This is a genomic window from Cohnella sp. GbtcB17, from assembly GCF_019091135.1.
GTDB lineage: Bacteria > Bacillota > Bacilli > Paenibacillales > Paenibacillaceae > Cohnella.
In genome coordinates this window covers 30,022-54,434 of the sequence record NZ_JAGXJW010000020.1, presented here as the reverse complement: position 1 = coordinate 54,434, position 24,413 = coordinate 30,022, and the positions used below count along the sequence as shown (strand labels likewise).

The window sequence follows — 24,413 nt, the reverse complement described above, 5'->3', positions numbered from 1 at the left end:
ACTTGTTGAGGTTCCGCGACCTGCAGCAAAAGCCCTATCCAAGACGCCGTAAAGCGCCTCGGATAGGGCTTTTATCAAAGGGCGGCTTAATAGCCTGCCGGCAGCGCATACAATCTGCCTTCGCCCGGAGCGAAGGATGCCGACAGCTTGCCTGTCGCTGCGTTGTAGTTCGTCGCGGTCTCCGCGCCCGTCGTCTTGGACCATTCCGTCACGGCGGACGGCTTGGACGGCAACGAGAAGCTTAACGTTCTGGCGTTCGCGTAATCGCGATTGACGACCATGATATATTTGCGATTGGCCGCATTCTTGAAATAGCCGATGACGGCAGGCTGGCCGGCATCTTCAAGCTGCCAGAAGAAGCTTGCGGGCAAGCTCCTGGCCCCGGACGGCAGAGTGCCCGTATGATAGACCTCCTGGGAGGACAGACCCGACAGCACGGAGCCCAGCCGCTCGACTTCGGCATTGATCGTTTTGGCGTAGTCGTAGGTGACATTGCGCGATCCGTCCGGCAGAATCAAGCCGCCGTAGAACGGCTCGCCGCTCGCCTCGGGGCCGGGAGTCGTATACGTGAAGTAGATATATCCCTTGGCTCCATAGGCCAGATTGGTGTAGATTTGATATCTCATTTCCTCAAGGGTCGGCTGCTTCATATAATTAGTGATGCCCACGGATTGAATATAGGACCAAAAATCGATTCCCGCATATCGCGCTTGACGGCGGACGATCTCCAGATTGGCATAGTAGTCCGACTTAAAGCTGCCGTCGCTCATGAAGGGATAGTGATCGAATGCCAGCACATCGGGCTGCTTGCTTGCCCAGCGGTAGACATAGTCTTCGTACGTGCCGCCCTGAATGGCCTGGTTGAGAACGAACCAGAAATCCGCATCGATCGACTGCCCGTTCACGTAGGCCGTGCCGTCGTTCACCCAATTGTCGCTCGAGTTGGATTGAATCACCCAGCCTACCGAGCTGTCGCCGCCTCCGTTGTGCGTGAGCTCCCAGTAATAATCGGTCGATGGCGCAACGGCCGCGTTCAGCGTAAAGACGGGCCAGTCCGTTGTAGAGGAGGTCAACGTGCTTTGGGCGATCAGGGACTGCTTGGCCGGGGAATTCCATAGCTTTAAGGTCAACGCCTCCCCCGCGCCCCATGTCAGATGATCGATCCACAGCTGCAGCGTGGAGATGGCGTTCTGTCCGGGGGCCGTGCGGAACTTCTGTCCAAGCACCCGGTTCGGCCTTGCAAAGTCGCCGGATACGCTGCCTACGTTCCACTGTGCCGGAGTGGCGTAGATCGGCAGCAGATTCAGGAAGGTAAAGGCGCCCGGCTGCTGCTGCTCGATTCTTCGTTGAACCGATTGCAGCCGGCTCAGCAAATCCGCGGAAGGCTCATCGTACAAGTGGTAGCCGAGCAGCGCGGGATGTGCGCCGTATTGCCCGACTATCGCATCGATATCGCTGTCGCTGGGCCGATGCCCGTCGTTGTAAGCTAATTGCGCAAAGGACACGTCGAACCACAAGTCCCTGCCGAGCGCGGCTCCCTGCTGGTAGGCGGTGCCGTTGCCGTAGGCGTCCCCGGTGCTCGTCGCCACCCAGCCGATCGCGGTCGTGCTGTCGCTGGTCAGCTCCATATAATAAGTGGTGTTGGTCACGACCGGCTTGCTCAGGCTAAAGGACGGAAAATACGTACTCGCCGGACCGGTAATGGAGCTGCTGCCGAGCAGCGTCCCTTTGGCCGGACTGTCGTATATGCTCAGCGTCAGCTTGACCCCGGCCGGCCAATTGCCGATATCGATATTCAGCTTGACTCCGGTGATGTACCACTGCGTGCCGGCGACCGGCGACTTGAAGGTCTGCCCCAGAGAATTGCCGCTGCTGACCCACAGACCCGCTCCGTTCGCAGACTGCGCGAGATGCTCGTCTCTCCAGTGCAGGCGAAAATCGGATGCCAGCAGCTTCAGTCCGTTCGCCTGTGCCATATCCAGTGCCGGTCCGTTGGCCTCCGGGGTGACCAGCACGCCTGCGCCGACGATGAAGTTCGCATTCATCCCGGCGATCTCGGCATATTTGGCCTGTGTCGTCGCCTGCGCGCCCGGAGGAAAAAAGATGCCGATCGGAAAAGTCCCTCCGCTGGCGCCGGCCTTCGTCGGGAGCGCCGACAACAGCAAACCGAAGGCAACCAGCATAGCAACGACAGAACGAGCTGCAAGCTTTCCGGCTCTAAAATTTCTCATTCCATTTCCTCCTCGTTATGGGCTTATCCCTTCACGCTGCCGAGCACGATTCCTTTGACAAAATACTTCTGCAAAAACGGATATACCAGCAAGATCGGCAGAGCCCCCAGAAAAATCTGCGCCGCCCGGGTCGTTCGCTGCGAGATCTCGACGATCTCCGTCAGGCTCTGACCGCTCAGCGCGAGCGGATTGCTGTTGATCACGATGAGCTGCAGGTAGGTCGACAGCGGATAGTCCTTCGGAAAGTTCATCAGAATCAGCGCATCGAACCAGGAATTCCAATGACTGACCAGCGTGAACAAGCCGACCGCAGCCAGCACGGGCATCGACAGCGGAACGACGATCGCCCAAAGTACCTTCCAATAGCCCGCTCCGTCGATGAATGCCGATTCCTCGACTTCCTTGGGCAATCCTCTAAAAAAATTAAGCACAAGAATGACATTGAAGACGGGAACCGCGCCCGGTACGACGAGCGCCCAGATGGAATCGACGAGCCCCGTCGCGTTGATCGTCAGAAACCAAGGAATAAGTCCTCCGCTGAACAGGATCGTGACCACGAAAAACCAGGCATATACCGTTCTAAGTCTAAATTCGTAAGTCTGCTTGGACAGCGGATAAGCGCACAACACCGTCAGCAGCATATTCATCGCAAAACCGAGCGCGACCCGCTCCAGCGTAATGGCGAACGCACGCAGAAATTCCGGCTTCCGCAAAATATAATCATAGGAAGCGAAGGTAAAATCGACGGGCCAAGCCGTGACGCGACCGGCCGAAGCGGCGGTGCTCGAGCTTAAGGATATGGCCAATACATGGATGATCGGGAACAGGCACAGCAATGACAGCAGCACAAGAAAGGTATAATTGCCGACGGCAAACCATCTCGCGCCCCTTGTTGCGGCGAGGTTCATGCCCTTCCTCCCTTCCTTAAAAGATTCGGTAATTGGCCAGCCGATAGGCCAGGAAATAAGAGGTCGATATGAGGACCAGCGAGACGAGAGACTTCAACAGGCCGATGGCGGTCGCCACGCCGTATTGCGCGTCCTGAATGCCGATTCGATAGATCAGTGTATCCAGGATGTCTCCGCTTTCATAGACCGACGGGCTGTATAGATTAAAGACTTGCTCGAAGCCTGCATTCAGAACGTTGCCCAAGCTCAAGGTGGCCAGCAGTACGATGACAGGCGCCATGCCGGGTAAGGTGACATGCCAGGTTTGCCGCCAGCGATTCGCGCCATCCATAACCGCCGCCTCGTAGAGCGTCGGATTAATGCCTGTGATGGCCGCCAAGTAGACAATGGTGCTGAAGCCGAATTCCTTCCATACGTCCGACGCGACCAGCGTAAAGGGAAACCAGGCGTTGCTGCCCAGGAAGAAAATCGGCTTGATCCCGAATAACGAGAGAAACTGATTCACGATCCCTTCCGACGGCGATAAAATATCGATCAGAATACCGCTCAAAATAATCCAGGATAAAAAATGCGGCAGATAGATCAACGTTTGAAAACTTTTTTTGAAAAACAGGCTGCGAACCTCGTTCAGCAGCAAGGCGATGACGATCGGCACGGTCAGGCCAGCCATAATTTTCATGACCGAGATTTGCAGCGTGTTGCCGACGATATCGCGAATGTCCGGCATGTCCAGCATATATTTGAAGTTGTCCCAGCCGATCCACTCGGAGCCGAACAGCCCTTTGACTGGGATAAACTGCTGGAAGGCGATCGTAATACCCGCCATCGGGATATAGCAGTAGATAAAAACGATGACGATGCCGGGAAACAGCATGAGATGCAGCGGGAATTCGCGTTTGACACTTTTCATCTCCCGACTTCTCCTTTCGAGTGGCTTGCTCGGGCTTAGAGGAGAAAGAACCGAGCAAGCTCGGTTCTCCGTCATAGCCGCTATTGCTTGCTCGCGCTCCAGTTCGCCACTTCATCCGTAATGACATCTCCGCCGAGCTTCTTCCAGTTGGCTACAAACTCGTCGAAAGAATCGACGGGAGCCGAGCCCATAATAATCTTGGTCAAAGTCTCCAGCTCCAGCTTGTTCAGCGTGGCCAGTTTCTGGGACATCACCTCGGTCGGCGTCGACTGGAACTCCGTCGGCTTGAAGCCGTTGTTCGCGTTATACGCCGCCAGCAGCTCTTGAGAGCCTCCCGGCCCGAACACGAGCGCATAGCCCCAGCCCGCCTTGTCGCCCGCCTGGTACTCGTTGATCGTCTTGTAAATAAACGGCTGTCCCGTCGTGTGATCGAGCACCGAGTCGTCCTTCTTCTCGAGCGCTTCCTTCAGACGCTTATAGCTGTCCAGGTTTGCCGTCGGATTCGTGCCTCTAAGAAGCGCATATTGCCACTTCTCGATCGAACCGTTGACGCCGATCTCTTCGGACGGATATTGCTCCTTCGGCCATACCGTATTGAAGGCATTCAGCAGCTTAACCGCAGCCTCCGGATGCTCGGCGCCCTTGCGGACGACATAATACTCGGTGACGCTGAAGGACGTTTGCGGCGCCGCCGGCTGGTCGTCGAAGGACGGCAGCCGATACGGACGCAGGTCCATGTCCGGATTGTTGTTCTTGCCCTCCTGGAACAGCAGAGGCATGTAGTGAGCCCCGTAAAGCATGCCCAGCTTGCCGGAGTTGACATCCTGAATCAATTGATCGGCGCTTTTGACGCCGAACTCGACATCGATTCCGCCATTTTTATACAGCTCCTGCAGCTTAACGAGCGCCGGCTTCATCTCAGGCTGAATGCTGCCGTACGCCAATTTGCCCGAAGTGTCTTTGACCCAGCTCGTCGGGTACGCGTGGAATCCGTTGAAAAAGCCCTCCATGCCGGCGAACAGGCCGTACAGATCTTTGGACAGCCCAAGTCCGTAGGTGTCGTTCTTGCCGTTGCCGGCCGGGTCCCGCTTCGCAAAGGCTTCTGCAATTTTCAGCACATCGTCCATCGTCTTCGGCTCCGCGAGATTCAGCTTTTTCAGCCAATCCGCCCGAATCCACAGCAGCGATGCCGTATCCGTCGAGCCGGGATTGAGCGGAAGTCCGACCAGTTGGCCCTTGAAGGTCGCCGAGCTAAGCGCCTGGCCGCCATCCTTGTTCAGCAGCTCCTTCGTTTTCTCGGAGCCGTACTTTTCGAGCACACCCGTCAAGTCCTCCAGCTGTCCCGCATCATACAGTTGCTTCAACTTCGAGCCGGATACCGGCATAATATCCGGCAGTTTCCCCGTCGTCATCATGACATTCAGCTTCTGATCGTACTGGCTCGCATCGACCGCCCACAAATACTTCAGCTTGATGCCGAGCTCCTTCTCGTACAGCTTCGTCCAGCCGTTGTTCTCGATCGTGTCTCCGTTCTCGAACTTGAAGGTGGACAGCACGGAACGAACCGCCGTTACTTCGATCGGCGGGTCATACTTCCCCATCGGGTCGGCCGCTGCCTCGCTGGAAGCGGGTGCTTCGCTGCCCGTCGCCGACAGCGTCGTCGCCGCAGGCGTCGCTGCGCCCGAATTGTCGTCGTTGCCGCAGGCTGCAAGCGCAAACAATAAGATAGCCAGCGATGCCATGGACAACGAACGATTGCTTTTTTTCATCATAAATGCAAGTCCTCCCCGGCTCATTCTGATGCTGCTCCTTCATTATAGATTGGGCGTTTCCGGCCCCACTACGCGCATATGTTGCCTTTCGTTGCGCTCTGTTGCCTTCTTCCGGCAGCGGCCCGCGGCTAGCCGCGCTCTCTGTATTCCTGCGGCGTGCAACCCTCGTATTTCTTGAACGATCTCGTAAAATGAGGTGCCGATTCATAGCCGACGGCCGATGCGATCTCATGGATTTTCAGCGCGCTCTCTGTGAGCAGCCGCCTGGCAAGCGTCATTTTTTGCTCCGTGATATATTCGAACAGCGTGATGCCAGTCAGCCGCTTGTACAATCTCGACAGATAAGTAGGGCTGTGGTGGACAAGCGCCGCGAGCGACGTCAGGGACAGCTCCTGATCCAGGTGTTCGTGGATATAGCGCTGAACGATGCGGATCATGCGGGGGGCTTGCCCCCCGGCATCCTCCGCCGGAATGCCTTCCTGCTCTCGCTCGTCCCTCCCGCTGCCGCTCTCCGGTTCCTGGATCAACCACTCGGCTCCGCTGAACTCCTTGCGTCCAAGAAGCCCGTCCAATCGTGCCACGCGCTCCTTCAGTTCCCCCCACTCGCAAGCGGAGCGGCTTAGCGCAAAAGATATCGGCAGCTGCAGCCACTTGCGGCATGCCTCCTGGGCCGCTTCGGCAATGCTGGACATTCTGGCGAGCAGATAAGTCCACGCCTGCCTCATCGTTGCCTCCGAGGCTCGCTCCCCGATCTCCCCGATCTCTCTGGGTTGAACGATCCAGGCCAGACAGTCCGGCTTGTATTCGACCGCCGCCCAACAGGCAGTAGGGTCCAGATATTCCTTCATCATATTTTTGCAAGCGTACCGAAGCAGCTCTTTGTCCGATTCATTCCGCTCATGCTTCCACTCGTCAATGCGGCCCGTCATCACCCAGATCGGAGCGTCCGCACGCAGCGGGATATCCGCCTGCCGCAGGGCATGCTGCCGCCGTGCCGGCGTGACTCCCTCCGTCTCGAACAAAGCGTTCCGCTGCAAGAGGGAGAGGGCCGCTTCATACTTCGCATTCGCAGCCTGGACGCGGTCCATCAGCCCTTCCTGCCGCTCGATGGCGGCAATCGCCCTCTCCACGGCTTTGACGATCAACGTGTCGTCCTCGTTTTTCAACAAGTAATCGACGATGCCCCCGGCCCGAATGGCTTCCTGCATATACGACACTTCATTGAAGCCCGTCAAGAAGATCAGCTTGCAGTAAGGCCATGTCGCTGCAATTCGCTTCTGCAGCTCCAGGCCGTCCATGCCAGGCATCCGAATATCCGACAGAACCAGATCGATTCTCGTTTTCCGCAGCTGTTCCAGCGCCTCAAAGGCGTTATAAGCGCGATAGAACTCCAGCTCCAGGTGAGCAGCTTGCTGCAGCAATTGAAAGATACTGTTCACGATAATCGGTTCATCGTCGACGATCAGCAGTCTATGCATGGTCCTGCTCCTTTCGATGCGGAATATGAATAACGACCGTCAGCCCGTGCGGAGCCGTGGGGAACAGTTCAATGCCGGCGGACGGCCCGAACTTTAGCTGAAGGCGCCTGTGAACGTTAAGCATGCCTGTATATTCGCCTTCTCCATGGCCCGCCAGTCTTGTCTGAATATTTTGCAGCGAGGCGGCATCCATCCCGGGACCGTTGTCCTCGACCTTAATGGCGATCCTCTCCGCTTCGCTTGTGAACCGCACATGAAGCTGCCCGTCGGATACGGCATTTCCAACTCCGTAGTGGTAAGCGTTCTCTATGATAGGCTGCAAAATAAGGCGGGGAACGCATATTTGCTTGAAACCGTCGGGCAGCGGGTCCATTTGAATCTCAATCCGGTTGGAAAATCGCAGATTTTGGATTTCCATGTAGGCACGTACGTGGTTGACCTCCGATTCCAAGGGCACCTCGTCCATGCCGCTGCGCGTAATGTATTGAAAGTATTCGCCCAGATTGCGGGCTACGAGCTCGGCTTTGTCGTTGTCGTACGATTTGATTAGTTGATGCAGCGTGAAAAAGCTGTTGTAAAGGAAATGAGGGGAGATTTGCGCCTGCAGTTGCTTGAGCTCGGATTGCTGAAGCCTGATCTTCTGAACATACAACTCGTCGATCAGCTGCTTCAATCGCTTGACCGTTCGATCGAATCGGTTGAACAAATAGCCGAATTCGTCGTTGCGCTCCCGCTTCACCGTCGTATGGAAATGGCCGTCCTCGACGCTTCGGAACTGTCGGACAAGCTGCGACAGCGGCCGTTGGATCAACAAGTAGAGCCCATATGAAAAAGCGAGGATCACGATCAGCGAGCAGGCGATAAGCAGCCAGAACCACATCCGATAAGTCTCGAATTTGCCAAGCAGAACATTTTCCGGTATGTAGGTCGTGAGCGCAAGGTCGAGCTGCTGCGACTTTTCGTAAAAGGCCATATAGGTAACCCCGTCGATCGGCACCGTGCGCGAAGAAGCGACGCCCGCTTCCGCCGGGGATTCCCATGCCGCCTGAATTCGGTCCGCCAAGGGTGTGTCCTTGTCCGTGTCGATCTTCCAGCGCCCGACGAACAACGACGCTCCGCCCTCCTCGGATATTTGGCCGAGACGGCGCGACAGGCCCGCTATCGAAATCTCGATTTGATGCACGAACAGCGGAGGGCTTGTCTGAAAGCTGCTCGTATGCGGAAAGGAAAGCGTGATGAACATTCTGTCCTTCCATATCGTAAGCGGGTAGCCGCCCTCATAGATGGCTTCCGCAATTTCTTTCTTCTCTTTAATCGCCGCAGCGTCCTGTTCTACGGCTCTGGTCGATATGACCCGCTGTATCGCGGGAATATAGACGCCGACTTCCCCGATCAGGCCGCTTGAATCCTTCATGATCTTCAGCTTCTCCACGATCCGATTAATCGTCTCGGTTCGCTGATAGTCGGACATAATATTCGTCTGTCCGCTGATCTCGAGCAAGTCCCGATCGTTAATCATTTGCTGCTGTGTCGTGCTCATGCGTTCGAATTCTTGCTCCAGGCCTTTCATCTCGTAATGGATTCGCGCCTTCATCACTTCAGACACTTGGGTCTTCACCTCCTGCTTAGCCAACTCGTTGAAGATCAGGCTCAAGGTGAACAAGGGGGTAATCACTGCTATAAAGGTGAGCACCAGCTTAGGGAAAATAGAGCTGCTTCGAATAAATCTTCGTATTCTCATCGCCAGCTGCCGCCCTTCTCTTCGTAAAACGCAAACAGGGAACCTGTTGTAGGCTCCCAATTTTTCCTATTTTCTTATTCCCGTTCATTCGCTTCCCGGCGATTGGAGCAGCTCGGCAAAAGCCCTGTAATAGATGTCGTGCCCATAATCGTTCGGATGATTAATATTGTTAAGAAGAAGACTTTCCGGGGTCTTGCCCGCCGCCAGCTCTGCGACCCACAAGGCGTGGGCGTCCGCCACGGACAGCCCGTATTCGGCGCCCAATCGCCGAATCGCGTCGGCGTATTCGTGAATCGTGCCGCTTGTATGCTGCCACAGCGGATTCGGCTCGCACGGCGTCACCAGCACAATATCGCTTGACGTCCCCTGCCTGATCGCCCGGATCATGCTGCGCATGTTGCGCTCGTAATCGTCCAGCGGCACGCCGTTTCCCGTCTCATACTTATTCTGATCGTTCATCCCGTAGCCGATCGTGACCAGATCCGGCTGCAGCCGAACGACATCCGCTTCGATCCGCTCCAAGCCGCCCTCGCTCGTCTCCCCGCCGATCGCACGATTAACGACCTTTATTTCCCCTTGGGGATACAAGTCCCGGGCTCGCTCTGCGAAACGGTGGAAATAAGCAAATCGCTCGCTGCTCGCTTCTCCGCCCACGCTGATGCTGTCGCCGTAGACGACATACAGGGTCGGCTCGCCCTGCCGCAGCTTGTTCAGCCAGCGCTCCAACGCGCCTTCGGGGCGCTCGGAGACAGGCGGCCGCTCCGCCTCCTCCCCGGCATAGCTGTAAGCTGCATACGCCGTATAGTCCCGATTGCTGTAATCGTCGAACAGGTTGTGATTGAAGCCCGCGATGCCGTACAGCGGATGCCGGGCCCAGTCGGCAATTCGGCTGTCCTTCGTACGTCGAATCAAACCCTTCTCGTAATCGACGGTATAATCGATGCCCTTCCGATAGACCGTACGATCGGGATGCCCGCTGTCGGCATGGCTGCTCACGATCACGCTCTCATGGGGCAACGGCCGGTATCTGAAAGGCAGCGGGTCCTCATTGGTCCATACAAAGGCTTCAAACGTTTGTCTCTTCGTCACGCGATGACGGCCTCCCCGACCCTTTGAATTGAAGCAGCTTGCCTTGTCCGGGCTGAAGGCGGATACGAAGGGTTGCCGAGCCAGCGGCAAGCGCCTGCGTCGACGTCTCCCCGTCCTCCCAAATTTCGATGTTGCACGGCGCGTCCGTTTCGATCGCCAGCCTCGCTTCCGCATCCTCCTCGTAGCTTCGGTTGACGAGCATATAAGCGTAATCCCCTGCTTCGTCCACAAAGCAGCCCATAAGAGCAGGATCGCCCGACAGCCGCGCGACCGGACCCTGCCCGTCGCTGGAAGGAGGCAGCCTCGGAAGGCTCTCGCCGCTTGCGACGACGCCGACGGAACGAAGTCGCATGAGGACGGGTCCAAGCGCCGCAATCTCTTCGTTCACGGCTTTAACTTCGTCGTAGTGCCTGGTGCGCCGGCCTTTGCGGTCGATCATCGCATCGCCGAACGTTTCGTGACTGTCGGGCGGCGTCCAATACGTAAAATATTGAATGCCTTTTACTCCGAATGCAAGACTCGTGTACACCTGCCAGCGAATCTCCGCATATACGGGGTCGCGATGCGTGCCGTTAAAGGCCAGCGTCTGAATAAACAGCCAGAAGGGCACCTCATAGCGCAGCGAAGCCTCTCGCATGAGCTCCAGATTATAGTAATAATCCGCTGTCTCCCGATCGCCCTTGAAGATCGAGTTGTCCGTCAGGAACGGATAGTGGTCGTAGGTCAAGATGTCCGGCTTCGCCAGGCTCAAATAGCGTTCCACATAGTTCGGATAGGCGTCGCCAAGCAGCTCCGCGGCCGCGTGGCTGGGATATAGATTAACGTAGGCCATGCCGTTCGGCGCTGCCAGCTCGTACTGCTCCTTCAAGGCTGCCAGACCGGCGATTTGGCTTGCCGAAGGCTCATCCTTCAGCAGATGCCCCATATAGGCGGGATGGGATGCAAACTGCCTGATCCGCGCTCGAATACGCTTCCGTTCGTCCAGCGGCATCGCCTTCAAACCGGGATCGTGAACGATATATTGCAGGCCGTTGGCCGCCGCCGCGTCCAGTGCCCGTTCAACCGCCCGATCTCCGCCTGTTTCCATCTCGAGCAGCCCGATCACGAACGTGAAGCCGGCCTCGCGAATTTCGCGGTACCTCTCGTCCGTAATCTCCTCCACGGGCGGACTTACCCACAAGCCGATCTCCAGCTTCGTCTGCCGCTTCATATCGATGCCCCTCCGGTCCGCAAGCCCGTTTATGCCCTTATTATAAGAGCGGCGCAGAGCGGCGTACTACATGCATCTCTTGTCTTTCCTTGCTCTGTCTTGCCCTCTTAGGCCTGCGCCCTCCAGTCCAACACAACGCCGAGGAAAAATTCCTTCTTCTCCATGATGAGCGCCCAGGCTTCCTCCGCCCGCTGCGCGGGGTATCGGTGCGTAATAAGCGGCAGCGTCTGCAGCCAGCCTTCGCGTATCCCCTCCAGCGTCGCATCCATCCGCTCCTTCGTCCAGCCGGACGGGCAGTGCAGCGTTATCTCTTGGGCCCTGAGCTCCTGAATATCGATCGTGCCGCTGCTGCCCAGGAAGCCGGCGGATACGAGATGGCTGTTCAGCTTCATGGCCGGCTTCAGCTTCCAGAAGGTGTCCATCGCGCCTACGGAATCGACGACGACGGCGATGTCCGAACGTTCGCCGAGCCAATCCTCTATCCGGTTTTCCTTCAAATTAAACGCGGAGATGTCCGCAGGCAGCAGCCGGAGACGCTCCTCATGCCGGCCGAGTACGGTTACCTTGGCGCCGCGATGAGCCAGCGTCTGGGCCGCCCATTGTCCCACCATCCCGTCGCCGATGACGACGGCCGTATCTCCTGCCGAGACCGCCGGCCGAATTCCGCAGTTGTAGCCGACCTGAGCCAGGACGAGCCCGCTGTATGCGAGCGGGTCCTCCCCCTCCGGCAGCTTCCAAACCTGGCTCCGATGGGTGATCGACGGGTTGATATGGCCGCCCGTCGAGAACTTCATCCCTTCGACTTGGCTAATCGAAGCGAATACGCGGTCGCCTATGCCAAGACCCTCGACCTTGTCGCCTATGCCGCGCACAATGCCCACCTTCTGATAGCCTGCGACCTGCGGGAACGGCAGCGGATCGCCCGGTCGCGTCACCTGCTCTCCGCTGATTCGCTCCCCGTACAGAAAGGACGATTCGGTGCCGTTGCTGATCCACGAGTATTCCAGCTCTACGCATACGTCCTCGGGTCCAAGCTCGGGAACCTCGACCTCCATATAACGAACTTGTCTGACGTCGGTAAATACAACCGCTTCCGCTTTCATCGAAAGCCCTCCTTCCACTAGGACGTAAAATCCGTCTTCGGATACGAATACACTTTGATGGCCTCCTGCCGGTTAAGCAGCGCGACCGTGTCTTCATAACGGCTAAGCGGGACGTGATGGGTCTGCAGACACTCGGTATTAAGGCCCCTCTTCGCTACAAGATCCAGCAGCAGCGCCTGGTCCTCCGCGCCGAAGCTGCGATATTTATATGATTCGAGCTTGATGCCCTTCAGCCACAGATGCTCGCCGTAGCGCACATCGCCCTTCAGCACGCCGAAGATCACCAGATGGGAATCGATACGCTCCAGCAGCCCTTGTACGGACGCGGCAGCGCCTACGCAGTCATAACCCAGATCGAAGCGTTCGTCTCCCAGCTCGCCGGCAAGCCTGGCTTCCCCGATGCCGAGACTGTTCACGTAGGCGACACGCTCCGCATTGATATCGACTGCCGTCACGCGAGCCGCTCCCATCAGGCTTGCGGCCTGCAGAGCGAGCATGCCCGCCGGTCCCAGCCCGGATACGAGCATCGATTTGCCTTGGATATCGCCGAATTGAAGCAGTCCGATCAACACGCATTTGAGCAGTTCAAAGGAAACGGCTTGCTTCCAGGTCACATCGTCCGGCAGCTTAATCAGCTCGTGCGCTCTGTAATTCAAGTATTCTGAATAAGCCCCCGGACCGATCAAGTGCTCTAAAGCGGCTACACGGTCGCCTACTTTTAAGCCCGAGACGCCCGCCCCCGCCGCCACGACCGTTCCTGCCATCTCATGCCCGGGAAATCCCGGCAACAGCGGATAATCGGGCTGAACGGCCGGATCGAACATATCCTTGCCCGCCATCATGTTCATATCCCATCGGGGACAAGTCGATACGATCTCAATCTGCACGGTCACCTGATCGTCCGCGGGAGGAGCCAGCTCAGTCTCGACAATCTCATATTGGTTTTTTCCAGTGATTTGAAGCGCCTTCATCCGATTATCCACCCTTCAACGTGTGTTCTGTTCGTCGTCACACGCTTGAGTGTACAGGAGGCCTACCAAAATGTATTTGTACTTGATATACTTTATTGCCATTAAGCAATCACGATTTTATAGCTATTATAAAAGAATATCTTTAATCCCTATTGCACTTTATTGACTTTTTGTACAAGGGGTGAAAACGGATGCATATACGGACATGCAGCGCGGGATTACTCGTGCAAGGAGACGAGGCTTTCAGCGGGGGAGTCCATCTGCTCAGTTACGAGGTGTTGTATATTACCGAAGGCAAAGTGTCCTTTCATTGGAGAGGCCAGACCTGCCTGGCCGAAGCGCCGGCGGTATTTTTCCTGACGCCTTCCACGCCGCACGAAGTCAAAAGCCTGTCGCCAGAGTCCAGATACCGGTTCTGGGAGCTCACCTTTAACGTTGAACCGCCGCTGCGCGACGATCACATGGACAGATGGAATGAACGGCAGCAACGGAACGATTTCTATGCCAAGTCGCTGCTGGCCGATCTCATTCTCAAAGCGCTCGATGCAGCTTATCATCTCTACACGGCGGAAGCCGCGCAAGCCAAAGTCCATCTTGAGCAAGTATGTCTGCTTGAAATTCAAAAAGCGTTCCAGCTTATCGCCCATTTGCTGGACGGAACCGCCAAGCCGTCATTAAATGCGGCGGAACAGCGCAAGTGGAACGAGCGGGAGGCGATCGATATCGTCCTGGATTATATGGATTGGCGGTACAAAGAGGATATTATGTTAGATACACTCGCCCAACTGGTCCATCTGAATCCTTCCTACCTGATCCGCTTGTTTAAAAAACAAAGAGGAATTACCCCCTTCGAATATTTGCGCAACTTGCGCCTAAAGGCAGCCGTCAGCTACTTGTCCGGCAGCGAAATGACTATTCAAACGATCGCGGAACAAACAGGATTTCAAAGCGTTCATTACTTCGGAAAAGTGTTCAAGCAAGCGTACGGACAAAGTCCCGCAACGTGGAGAAAGCAGTTGACGAGGAGACAAGAATGAAGGCAACGTCTGAAACGGGCTTGGCCGGACGATGTGCGCTTGGCGTATGTGCCAAAACAAAGAGCGGGACCGAAGGTCCCGCTCTGGCTTGTAATCAGCCTATGCCGGCCGGCCGAACAATCCGGCTATGCCGCTAGACGAACACATGATGGCCGATCTTCTTGATCGCCTTGACGCGTTTGGCCTTGCCGGGCTCGAGCTGCGGATTAAAGAAAGACAAGGCGCCGGGAACGTTGTTCTCCCCGGACAAGGCAGCCTTGGCCGCCTTGAGGCTGTCCTTGGAAGGCGTCTCGCGCTCCAGGCTGCCGTTGCCGGCCGGGGAAAACTGCCCCGGCGCGTAAATCACGCCGCGCAGTGTGTCGGGGTACCTGTCGTTGTGCAGACGGTTCATGACGACGCTCGCGACGGCGAGCTTGCCCGCGTACGGCTCGCTGCCCGCTTCGGCCTCCACCAGCTTCGCGAGCAGCGTCAGCTCGTCGGGATCGATCGCTTCCGCCGCGGCGGCGGTCGCCTTCTGCTCGGAGACGTCCGGATCGAGGAATTCTGGCGCGACGACCTTGAGCTGCTGTCCGACGGACAGCGCTTCGTCGGGCAGCCCGTTGCGTGCCTTCAGCGCGGCCGCGGTCGTATCGTGCGCTTCGGCGATGCGCCAGAGCGTGTCGCCGGCGGCGACCGTATACAGCTCTTCTTGCTGGAGGACTGCGACCTTCTCTTGATCCTTCCAGCCGACGCTGGCATGCATCGACTCGGCGACGACGCGCAGCGGCGCGTACGTGACGCCGTCCTTCAGCCGGACCGTGCCGCCGATGTCGTAGGTGCGTCCGTTCAGCGCGACGTCGGACGATCCCGCCTTGAAGGCGAGCACGTCGCCGAGATCGTTGCGGATCGTCGTGCGTCCGGACTCGCCGTCGTACTCGAGCGTCCAGCGCATGAGGTCCGCAAGCTCCTTGACCGGCGCATATGTCCACCCGCCGACCGTCCATAAGCTCAGGTTCAGTTCAACTTTAACGTCTGCTATGTATAGGGTACTAATCTTGCTGTTCGTGCTACTCGCGCTTGCGAATGCCGCGCCTGTGCCAAGCGCCACGAAAAGCGCAAGCGCCAGGATCGCGATTCTGGTCAGCCGTTGAATGAGCTTCATCTCCCTTTTACGAAATGAAATCCATGATCAGCACTGTTCGCTATTATACAGACATTAAAAAGGAAAAATTTAAAAATGAGTGATTTTTCATCCTGGGTAAGCGCTTGCTTGTCCAAAACCCTTCGAAATTAGCGATCATTCGCCTTCAAATTTCGTTTTGCCCATCGATTGGAGGTTTGCCAGCTTTGTCCGTGCCAAAAAACCGCGTCCGGGACCGGACGCGGTTTGGAGCCGATTATTTTTTGCCGCTTCTGCGCTTGGCTGCACGCCGGATTCTCGCGGCCAGCACGATTCTCAAAATTTCGCCGAAGTTGTTCTTAAGACCGTTCTGCTGAATCTCCAGAATGTCGGCATCGGACAGCGTGAGCGACGTCGCCACGAGCGAGGATGCCCGGTCGGCGAAGTTGAAATCCGCGAGATCGTCGACGTTGCCGGCGCTGAACTTCACGTACTCGCCCTTATAATTGTTGTTCTCGAACAGCACCACGGTGCCGCTGCCGGTCGGCGAAGAAAACTTCAGGCTTTCGAGCGTATCGTTCAGGTTGACCGACGACAGGCGCTGCACGCCGATGTTGCCGCGGAAGCGTTTGGACGTGCCGGAAAAGTTGGTGCCCGAATATACCTCCAGCAACGGGTTGAGCACCTTGGCTTTTGCACGTTTGGGAGCCGCCTTCGCGACCGGCTTTCTTTTGTTGATCATCTACAAATCCCTCCTTGATCGGTGATACTCCAATCTATGGAGACGAGCACCCGAGGGATTGTCCGTTTAACTATGAGACCGTCTATTTTTGGAACCTATTTTCTTGCGAGTTTGATAGGCCGAAGTCGCACGTGGCGTACCAAGCGAAGCTACCGTTGCCTTTACTTCCCCTCGTTGATCGCTTTAATCGCCTCGACAGGCAGCTTCGGCACGCGGTCGTACGTCAGCAATCCGTTGATCTCCTGCTCGACGTCGGTCAATTGCGTATAGCAATAGCCCTGGACGACGCCCGAGCCGAGCAGCGGCTGAATGACCGCGCGCAGCCTCGCCGCGAAGTCCTCGTCGTCCTCCGCGCCGGAATAGCCCCAGCCTTCCCAGTCGCTCTTCTTGTAGGCGATGCCGCCGAACTCGGTGACGAGAATCGGCTGACCCTCGTACTCATAACCGCCGACGGTCAGGCGTCGGCCGGACGGCATGCCGTTCGCCGCGCGATCCGCTTCGGCGTAGCGCGTCTCCAGCACCTCGCGCCGATACTCGTAGTCGTGGATGTTGAGCAGGTCCGTCTTTACCATTTCCCAGCCGTCGTTCGAGACGACCAGACGCGTCGCGTCCAGCGACTTGGTCAAGTGGTACATCGTGAGCGCATGGTGCTGCTGCTGCTCGTCGATCTGAATGTTCGGCACGCCCCAGCTCTCGTTGAGCGGTACCCAGACGACGATGCAAGGGTGGTTGTAGTCGCGCGCGATCGAAGCCTGCCATTCGCCGACGAAGCGGCGTACATAGTCGTTCGAGTACTGGTAGGCGTTGGCCGCTTCGCTCCACAAGAGGAGCCCGAGCCGGTCGCACCAATAAAGATAGCGCGGATCCTCCAGCTTCTGGTGCTTGCGCGCGCCGTTGAAGCCCATCTCCTTCGTCAGCTCGACATCCCTGCGGATTGCCTCGTCGCTCGGCGGCGTCAGGTTGCCGTCTGGAAAGTAGCCCTGGTCAAGCACCAGCTTCTGAAAATAAGGGCGGTTGTTGAGATTGAACCTGCCGTCTTCGATCGACACCTTGCGCATCCCAAAATAACTGGACACCTCGTCGATCTTCGTTTCCCCCTCGTACAAGGTCAGGCTGACGTCATACAGGTTTGGCTTCTCCGGCGACCACCAGCGTCCTTGGCCATGGTCGTTCAGCCCCTGCAGCTGAATCGTGCGGGCTTCGTTCGCGGAACGGATTGTGTAGATATCGCTCGATACCGGCTCGCCTTCAAAAGTGATGTCGACCTTGACCTTCAGGTCGGTCTGACCGGCCCATCCCGCCACCGCCAGCTGCAGGCCGATGTCGTTGCGGTCGATATCCGGCGTCCAGCGAACCGAAGCCAGATGCGCGGACGACACAGCCTCCGCCCATACGGTCTGCCAGATGCCCGTCGTACGGGTGTAGAAAATGCTCGCGGAGTCGGACAGCCAGTACTGCTTGCCCCGCGGCAGCGTAACGTCGCGGCTGTAGTCGACGGCGCGGACGACGAGCGTATCGCCTTCGCCTTCCGGGCGCAACGCGTCCGTGATGTCGGCGCAAAACGGTGTATGCCCGCCCTCGTGCGTGGCGACGAGCGTGCCGTTGATCCATACGGAGGCTTCATAGTCGACGGCCCCGAAGTGCAATATGACGCGCTTGCCCTTAAAGTCTGCCGGCAGAGAGAGCGCGCGGCGGTACCAGACGATATCGTGGAAGTCCGGCTCGCCGATGCCGCTCAGCTTGCTTTGAAAGGCAAACGGCACCTGGATGCGACGGCTGAATTCGCGAGCGCCGCCTTGCCACTGCTGTCCGATGCCGACTGCGGCATCGTCGAACTCGAATTCCCATTCTCCATTCAAATTGACCCAGCTGTCCCGAACGAACTGCGGTCTCGGATAATCCTGTCTGGGGGCTTGCTTCTGAACTTCGGACATCGGTTTTACCTCCTGAATGGTTAACTGTAATGTTAATTATTAATAATAAAATAACCGTATTCGATCAAATCTTATCCCGAACCGGCTTGATTGTCAACTCTTATGTAGTATAATTAACTCCACGATTAACTATAAAGACGGAGGGGAACGACATGGAGATCGAAGTCGGCACGCGGCATATGCCGCTGCTGGAGTGCCTGTCGTCGGAAACGCGGGTGCGCATCATTGAGATGCTGCGGGACAAACCGATGTACGTCAAAGAGATCGCGGACGAGCTCTCGCTCTCGTCGGCGATCGTAACCAAGCATATGCAGAAACTCGAGCAGGCCGGCATCGTGTCCACCCATATGGCCGCCGGCACCCGCGGCAAACAGAAAATATGCACGCTCAGCCTGGAACGGCTTGTCCTTCTATTTCAGGCGGACGCCCGGAAGCCGGAAGCGCGCGATCCGTCCAGCTACGCCGTCTCCATTCCGATCGGACACTATTCCGCTTACCAGGTCAAGCCGACCTGCGGGCTCGCCTCGCCGCGCAAACTCATCGGCCTGCTGGACGATCCGCGCTACTTCGATGCGCCCGAGCGCGTCGAAGCGCATCATCTCTGGTTCGCCAGCGGTTACGTGGAGTATCGGGTGCCCAACTATCTGGTCGGCGATGCGCGGGCCAGAGAGCTCCGTGTCACATTGGAGATCGGCTCGGAAGCGCCGGGCTACAGGGAGGATTGGCCGTCGGACATCGCTTTTTCGGTGAACGGCGTCGAGCTCGGCGTATGGACTTGTCCCGGCGACTTCGGAAGCCAGCGCGGCAGGCTCAATCCGGAATGGTGGGGCTCCAGCAATTCGCAGCACGGCGTTCTGAAGACGCTGCTGGTGAACGAGGAGGGCAGCTATATCGACGGGGTACGAATGTCGGACATCACGATGGGAACGCTGGGCCTGACCGCGGGCAGCGACATCCGGCTGCGCATCGCTTCGGCCGAAGACGCCCGCTATCCGGGCGGCGTCAGCCTGTTCGGAAGCCGCTTCGGCAACTATGCCCACGATATCGAGGCGACCGTCGCTTATTAACGCTGCGGAGCCAAGCCGTCCTTCGTCCTCAGCGCAAGCATCGCCGCGACGGTCCGATCCAGCCGCTCTTTGATCAAAATGCGCGAGGAATAGCGCTCGGGGATACCGGCGAAGCCCCAATGTACGCCGGCCAGTCCGCCTGCGATCGCGCCGATCGTATCGGAGTCCCCGCCCTGATTCGCGGCACGCTGCACCACTTCTTCAAAGGAATCCGACGTCAGCAGCAGATGCAGCACCCAGCGGAACGTATGCACGACATAGCCGCTGGACTCGCAGTTCGGCTCCGCGGCGAGCATCTCTTCATAAGCGGTGCCCGCAACGGCGGCGGCGATCGCTTCTCGGAGTTCGGCGTCTTGGTCCAGCATGGCGAACGCGATCCGGTTATAGATCCCGCATGCCTCGTTGCACAGCTCGTCGTAATGCGTCATCTTGGACTGCATCCGCGACACGCGCGACACGTCGGACCAATCCGGATAGCACAGCGCGACGGGCAGGCATCGCATCAAGGAGCCGTTGCCCGCGCTTTGCCCGAGATTCAGATCCGCGAGCAGCGCGGCCTCGAACCAATTGCCCTCGTACGTAGCAAGCACGGTTCGGATAATGTTCCCGATATCCTTGGGCTTGGACGCATACCAGCTTAAAAAGCGGTCGCCGATCGCCCGGATCGGATCGTCCGGCGCCGTCAATATTCCGTCCGCTACGCACAGCGTCATCATCGTGTCGTCGGTCACCTCGCCGGGTTCGAGGCGCCATACGCCTCCCCCGACGATCTCCGTCAGATAGCCGTGACGCGCCGCGATCTCCCGCGGGGACATGAACTCCGTCGTGCCGCCCAGCGCATCCCCGACAGCCACGCCGTACAGCCCGCCTCTTATTCGTTCCTCCAGTTCCATTTTCTCCGCCTCCGTCCGCGTACGTTCTCTAGCCGTAGATCGACAGCTCCGGCGCATAATCGGTGAACCGGTACAGCTGCGCCGGCCGCTGCGAGTACCGGTTGGACATCGCCGGCCGGCCTTCCGCGTCGCGCACCTCCTCCAGAATGCCTCTGCGGCTTTGCGTGGAGGTTACCTTGCGGATAAAGTTTTTCTCCTCGAACGACGGCACGACGGCCTTGATCACCTGATACAGCTCCGCGATCGTGAACGTCTCGGGCAGAAATTCCCTGGCGATCGTCGTCGTCAGCATCTCCCGGCGAATCCGCTCTACGGCATCCCGCAAAATGGCCCGGTGGTCGAACGCCAGCTCCATCGCAAGCGCCTCCTCGACCGGCCACAGCCGCACGTCCGACGCTTCGTCCGACGTCCTGCGGCTCGCCACGAACCGCTCCTCGACGAGCGCGAAAAAAGCGTGGGAGATCATCCAGCCGCGCGGGTCGCGGCCGGGCTCGCTGTAGACGTTGAAGTACGCCAGGTGCACGTCAGCAACGCCCGTCTCCTCCTGCAGCTCCCGCCGCGCGCACGCCTCCACCGTCTCCCCTTCGCGGGTAAAACCGCCCGGCAGCGCCCACATGCCTTCGCAGGGCCACTGCTGCCGCTTGATGAGCATGGCCTCCAGTCGGCGGAGGGGCAGCGCCTTTTTCGCGCCCGTCCGCTCGGTCTTCGTGATGGTGAATACGACGATGTCCGTCGGCGCGCCGTCGGGCGTGCGGAATCCGGCGGCCGAGTATGATCCTGCGTGGTTATCGTTCATTTGGAATATGACCCCTGTCGCTTAGTCCTGCAGGTTCCCGAGGAGTCTGGCTCTGATGTCGCCGAGCGTGTGCTCGCGCACAAGGCGCCCGTCGACGAACACGTCCTCCAAGAGATCGGTCCCGCTGTATTGATCGTATTCTTCCTTGTTCAGATTATCAATACAGATCATCGTACCGTCCTGCGGAACGACGCGCACAAGCCCCGTTTGCGACTTTTTGACCTTGCCCGCGTCCGTCTTCGGGTCTTTGTAAATTTTGCGTTCCTCGCCGTCCACGACCGCGTACGTCGACTTGAGCGCGTAGCCGAACGTGTCGCGCGTATTGTACTGGTACGTGAACGACCCGATGCCGAACACCATGTTGGTCGACGCAAAGCCTTTGGCCGCGAGCCGCTCGCAGATCTCCCGGCAGCGCGCGATCGTGATCGCGTCCCCGTAGATCGCGCCGATGTGGCTGTCGAGCTGCTTGTAGCCGCGGTCGGTCGTCGTGCCGCCGAAGATGTCCCACAGGATCTCGATGACGCCGCGCCGCGCGAGCGGCTCCTCCGCATCGGGGTCGCCGCAGATGATCTTGACCGGATCTCCGCTGTCCGGCCGGATGACGACCTTGCCGTCCCGGCTCAGAATGTCGTCCTTCAGTCCGCGGATAACGACGTCGAGCACGGTCCACAGATCCCAAGTATCCGAAACGATCGACACGAAGCCGTTCGGATACACTTCCTTGATCAGATAGCGGTACGAAGCGGCTTCGTCCCGTCCGTGCGCGCACATGACGCTATGCTCGGTCGCCGGGATCGACGTGCCGACCAGCTCTTTTTCCATATCGGCGCCGTAGTGATCCTCAAGATATAAAATCGCAGGAATCGTATCCGTGCCGGTAAACGAGAGCAGGTGCCCTGCGCCGCTCGCCTTGGCCGCCTCCAGCGAACCCATGCCCCGCATCGAGAAGTCATGTCCCTGGAAGGGCACGCCCGATGCGTCGCCGTTCGTTCTGCGTGCGAAGTCCTCGAGCAGCTTCCGATATTCGAAGGCAAGCGTCGCGCTGGTCGCAGGCCCCCACAGCTGGCACGACATGAGCGTCTCCAGGTAGTTGGTGAGCCAGAAAAACGCGGGCTGCGTGTTCTCGATCGTCAGCATCGGCACCTTGACGGGCACGAGGCCGCCTTCTTGAACGGCCTTAATCTTGATCGGCAGGTAGCCGAGGTCATGCAGCGCTTCGATGTGAGCGGCATCGGGGTTCTCCGCGCCGAGCGCATAACGGATGACGCGCTTGTACTCGTCCGCCACCTCCGCTTTTGTCCGGCCGAAGAAGTGAACGTTGAAGTAATCGATCAAGTATTCCTTGATAAAAGCCTGGAAGCCGAAAGCTACGATTCTGTCGATCTCGGCGATCCGGCTCGCGCGCGCCGTCCAGGTCGAGTAGACGAGCTCCGTGCCTTGCGGGTATTGATTTTTGTGGCTCACCTTATAGAAGTCGCACAATAGCGTTGCCGGGTAAACGTAGTTGTTCGTATTCGTCGCGGTCATGGCAGCATGCCTCCGATCGGATAAATTTGGATGAAGTCCGTGCTTGGTCCGTCCAGGATCGTGTCCGTCGTATAGACGCGTTCGATCAGCCCCGAAGCAGGAAGCTTGCCTTGACGGATCGCGTTCTCGCAGTGCGTCACGAGCAGATAAATCCGCTCGGCGCCCAGCTCCCGGAGCCGCTCCGCGCTCAGCAGGAACGTGCCGCCGTACGAGCACAGATCGTCGATGATGATCGCCTTGAACCCCGTTCGGTCGACGCGCCCGGCGACATCCAGCTTCTGAATGCGCCCCGTGCGAAAGTCTCTTTCCTTGTGTCCGACCAGTTGCCTGAAGCCGTCTACTTGGCCGTATCGCTTCTGCGCTCCCGCGTCAGGGAAAAACAGATAATCCGCCGCCGGATCGAATCCCGTCTCCGTCGTCACCCGACTCAGCAGTTCAAGCGTCGGATACACCGCTTCGCTGCGGTCGAGCAGCGCCGGCGTGACGTCCGAATGCGGCTCCACGACGGTCACGCGCGCGAAGTTCATGGCGTTAATCATTCGCGCCGCGTACTTCAGCGTAAATGCCGAGGCCCCCTCCGTCCGGTCCATCCGGCTGTAGGGCATGTAATAGATGTCCAGTACCGTCTGTTGCCCGAATCCGTGGTCGTCCAGATAGTTTTTTACGAACATCAGCTTGATCAGGTCCGCGTCCGTCTCGTACTTGAAGGCGACCCGATTACCTTCCGTCTCGCGGGCCAGCGCAAGGATTCGTTCCCCATTTACCCGCGTCTCCCCGTTCGGATACGTCTCGAAGTCCAGCGTCTGTCCGTTTAGTCGAATCATCTCGTTCACGCTCCCCGCTTCATAATATCCACCGCCGACTGGAGGCACCGGTAAGCCGAGCCGAGTCCCGCCCGGTCGTCGAGCAAAATGTTGAAATAGATCTTCCTGCCGCCCGTAGAAGGCACGAACGGCGGATCCTCGTTGATGGCGTCGAACGGAATGCCGTTGTCCGTCAGGTAGGCCGCGATTGCCGGATATTGCGGCGCTGCGCAGGCGGTAAAGACGATGAGGTAGGCGCCTATCTCCCGGCATTCCCTGAGCAGTCGCGGCACGTCTTCGAACGAGAGACCCGCGCGATGATAATCGAACACGGTATTGTCGTAGTCGTACGCGACGACGAGCCGGCCGTACTTGCGCCACTCCGCCACGAGCCGGGATACGACATGATCGTCCTCCAGATAGTAGTCCATCGGGATCGCCTCGCTTTATTGTCTCATTTTTATATTATCATAATGACAATATTAAAAAATGTCAAGCGTTGTTATACGCCGAAAAATAAAAAATGCGCCGAAGCCGGCGCGTGCCTTACTCCCACGGGTATTTGGCGAGCAAAAAATCGGCGAACGCCTTGCTCTGCTCCCGCCGGATAATCCGCATCTCCTTACGATGCTCCGCGGTCTCGAACAGCTTCTTCTCCTCGTCCGTCTCGGGGACGACCTGCGGCACGTAGACCGGCTTATTGTCGTCGCCGAGCCCCACGAAGGTGAGGAACGAGGTGGCCGCGATCCTCCGTTCTCCGGTCCGCAGATCCTCGCGGATCACTTTGACGAATACCTCCATCGACCGCTTGCCCGTCCACGAGACGAAGGCCTCGAGCGATACCGAGTCCGTCTGCCGGATCGGGAGCAAAAAGTCGACCGAGTCCGTCGAAGCCGTGACCGCCGTGACCCGGCACAGCTTGGACGCGGAGATCGAGGCGATGTCGTCGATATGGGACATCAGCCTGCCGCCGAACAGCGTCTCGTGATTGTTGACGTCGGTCGGAAATACGCGGGAGGTTTTGACGCAGCGGGTCTCTCTGACGAATTTCTTTTCCAACTCGGCTCGCGCTCCTTTATCCTGTAGATGGTCTGCTTGGCTC

Annotated in this window: 21 protein-coding genes; 2 read left to right on the top strand and 19 right to left on the bottom strand. The window is 58.1% G+C overall.

Annotation, left to right across the window (positions count from 1 at the left end; all coding sequences use genetic code 11):
• Window positions 1-86: 86 nt before the first annotated feature.
• From KVT38_RS13050 to KVT38_RS13005, 10 genes are all read right to left on the bottom strand, one after another.
• The gene (locus tag KVT38_RS13050) at window positions 87-2,231 is read right to left on the bottom strand and encodes a hypothetical protein (protein WP_217594163.1); all 2,145 of its coding nucleotides are present in this window, start codon (window positions 2,229-2,231) and stop codon (window positions 87-89) included.
• A gap of 23 nt (window positions 2,232-2,254) precedes the next feature.
• Entirely contained in the window at window positions 2,255-3,139 is an 885-nt protein-coding gene (locus tag KVT38_RS13045) for a carbohydrate ABC transporter permease (protein WP_217594162.1), read from the bottom strand.
• 16 nt (window positions 3,140-3,155) lie between these two features.
• Window positions 3,156-4,049 carry an ABC transporter permease gene (locus KVT38_RS13040; protein WP_217594161.1) on the bottom strand — a complete coding sequence of 298 codons (894 nt, stop codon included), beginning with the start codon at window positions 4,047-4,049 and terminating at the stop codon, window positions 3,156-3,158.
• A gap of 80 nt (window positions 4,050-4,129) precedes the next feature.
• The gene (locus KVT38_RS13035) at window positions 4,130-5,821 is read right to left on the bottom strand and encodes an extracellular solute-binding protein (RefSeq protein ID WP_217594160.1); all 1,692 of its coding nucleotides are present in this window, start codon (window positions 5,819-5,821) and stop codon (window positions 4,130-4,132) included.
• A 128-nt stretch (window positions 5,822-5,949) separates the two neighbouring features.
• Complete coding sequence (locus KVT38_RS13030) at window positions 5,950-7,299, bottom strand: response regulator transcription factor (RefSeq protein WP_217594159.1); 1,350 nt, start codon at window positions 7,297-7,299, stop codon at window positions 5,950-5,952.
• Window positions 7,292-9,040: a histidine kinase gene (locus tag KVT38_RS13025; protein ID WP_217594158.1), complete on the bottom strand. Its 1,749-nt coding sequence runs from the start codon at window positions 9,038-9,040 to the stop codon at window positions 7,292-7,294. The genes KVT38_RS13030 and KVT38_RS13025 overlap by 8 nt, the downstream gene beginning before the upstream one ends.
• Before the next feature lie 84 nt (window positions 9,041-9,124).
• Window positions 9,125-10,129, bottom strand: coding sequence for an SGNH/GDSL hydrolase family protein (locus tag KVT38_RS35550; RefSeq protein ID WP_217594157.1), 1,005 nt, complete (start codon window positions 10,127-10,129; stop codon window positions 9,125-9,127).
• Window positions 10,107-11,339: a beta-galactosidase gene (locus KVT38_RS13015; protein WP_217594156.1), complete on the bottom strand. Its 1,233-nt coding sequence runs from the start codon at window positions 11,337-11,339 to the stop codon at window positions 10,107-10,109. Before KVT38_RS13015 ends, KVT38_RS35550 begins: the two co-directional genes overlap by 23 nt.
• Window positions 11,340-11,446: 107 nt before the next feature.
• Window positions 11,447-12,442 carry an NAD-binding protein gene (locus KVT38_RS13010; RefSeq protein ID WP_217594155.1) on the bottom strand — a complete coding sequence of 332 codons (996 nt, stop codon included), beginning with the start codon at window positions 12,440-12,442 and terminating at the stop codon, window positions 11,447-11,449.
• 17 nt (window positions 12,443-12,459) lie between these two features.
• Window positions 12,460-13,413: a zinc-dependent alcohol dehydrogenase gene (locus KVT38_RS13005; RefSeq protein ID WP_217594154.1), complete on the bottom strand. Its 954-nt coding sequence runs from the start codon at window positions 13,411-13,413 to the stop codon at window positions 12,460-12,462.
• A 191-nt stretch (window positions 13,414-13,604) separates the two neighbouring features.
• On the opposite strand from KVT38_RS13005, the gene KVT38_RS13000 reads away from it, so the two are divergent.
• On the top strand, window positions 13,605-14,450 hold the full coding sequence (locus KVT38_RS13000) for an AraC family transcriptional regulator (protein WP_217594153.1): 846 nt from the start codon (window positions 13,605-13,607) through the stop codon (window positions 14,448-14,450).
• Between the two features lie 133 nt (window positions 14,451-14,583).
• On the opposite strand, the gene KVT38_RS12995 is transcribed toward KVT38_RS13000, so the two are convergent.
• The 3 genes from KVT38_RS12995 to KVT38_RS12985 form a co-directional block, all read right to left on the bottom strand.
• Window positions 14,584-15,591 (bottom strand): cell wall hydrolase, encoded by a 1,008-nt coding sequence (locus KVT38_RS12995; protein WP_217594152.1) that lies wholly within the window; start codon window positions 15,589-15,591, stop codon window positions 14,584-14,586.
• 235 nt (window positions 15,592-15,826) lie between these two features.
• Window positions 15,827-16,291 carry a hypothetical protein gene (locus KVT38_RS12990; RefSeq protein WP_217594151.1) on the bottom strand — a complete coding sequence of 155 codons (465 nt, stop codon included), beginning with the start codon at window positions 16,289-16,291 and terminating at the stop codon, window positions 15,827-15,829.
• 161 nt (window positions 16,292-16,452) lie between these two features.
• Window positions 16,453-18,225, bottom strand: a complete 1,773-nt coding sequence (locus tag KVT38_RS12985; protein WP_217594150.1) for a glycoside hydrolase family 2 protein — start codon at window positions 18,223-18,225, stop codon at window positions 16,453-16,455.
• Between the two features lie 152 nt (window positions 18,226-18,377).
• On the opposite strand from KVT38_RS12985, the gene KVT38_RS12980 reads away from it, so the two are divergent.
• Window positions 18,378-19,292 carry an ArsR/SmtB family transcription factor gene (locus tag KVT38_RS12980; RefSeq protein WP_217594149.1) on the top strand — a complete coding sequence of 305 codons (915 nt, stop codon included), beginning with the start codon at window positions 18,378-18,380 and terminating at the stop codon, window positions 19,290-19,292.
• Here KVT38_RS12980 and KVT38_RS12975 read toward each other — a convergent pair.
• The 6 genes from KVT38_RS12975 to KVT38_RS12950 form a co-directional block, all read right to left on the bottom strand.
• A complete protein-coding gene (locus KVT38_RS12975; RefSeq protein ID WP_217594148.1) occupies window positions 19,289-20,185 on the bottom strand; it encodes an ADP-ribosylglycohydrolase family protein in 897 nt (298 codons plus the stop codon). The two genes, KVT38_RS12980 and KVT38_RS12975, sit on opposite strands and share 4 nt — an antisense overlap.
• Window positions 20,186-20,213: 28 nt before the next feature.
• A complete protein-coding gene (locus tag KVT38_RS12970) occupies window positions 20,214-20,981 on the bottom strand; it encodes an NUDIX hydrolase (RefSeq protein ID WP_217594147.1) in 768 nt (255 codons plus the stop codon).
• 21 nt (window positions 20,982-21,002) lie between these two features.
• On the bottom strand, window positions 21,003-22,508 hold the full coding sequence (locus tag KVT38_RS12965) for a nicotinate phosphoribosyltransferase (protein WP_217594146.1): 1,506 nt from the start codon (window positions 22,506-22,508) through the stop codon (window positions 21,003-21,005).
• On the bottom strand, window positions 22,505-23,332 hold the full coding sequence (locus tag KVT38_RS12960) for a ribose-phosphate pyrophosphokinase (RefSeq protein ID WP_217594145.1): 828 nt from the start codon (window positions 23,330-23,332) through the stop codon (window positions 22,505-22,507). Before KVT38_RS12960 ends, KVT38_RS12965 begins: the two co-directional genes overlap by 4 nt.
• Window positions 23,333-23,337: 5 nt before the next feature.
• Entirely contained in the window at window positions 23,338-23,742 is a 405-nt protein-coding gene (locus tag KVT38_RS12955) for a hypothetical protein (RefSeq protein ID WP_217594144.1), read from the bottom strand.
• Window positions 23,743-23,857: 115 nt separating this feature from the next.
• Complete coding sequence (locus tag KVT38_RS12950; RefSeq protein WP_217594143.1) at window positions 23,858-24,370, bottom strand: acyl-CoA thioesterase; 513 nt, start codon at window positions 24,368-24,370, stop codon at window positions 23,858-23,860.
• Window positions 24,371-24,413: the final 43 nt, after the last annotated feature.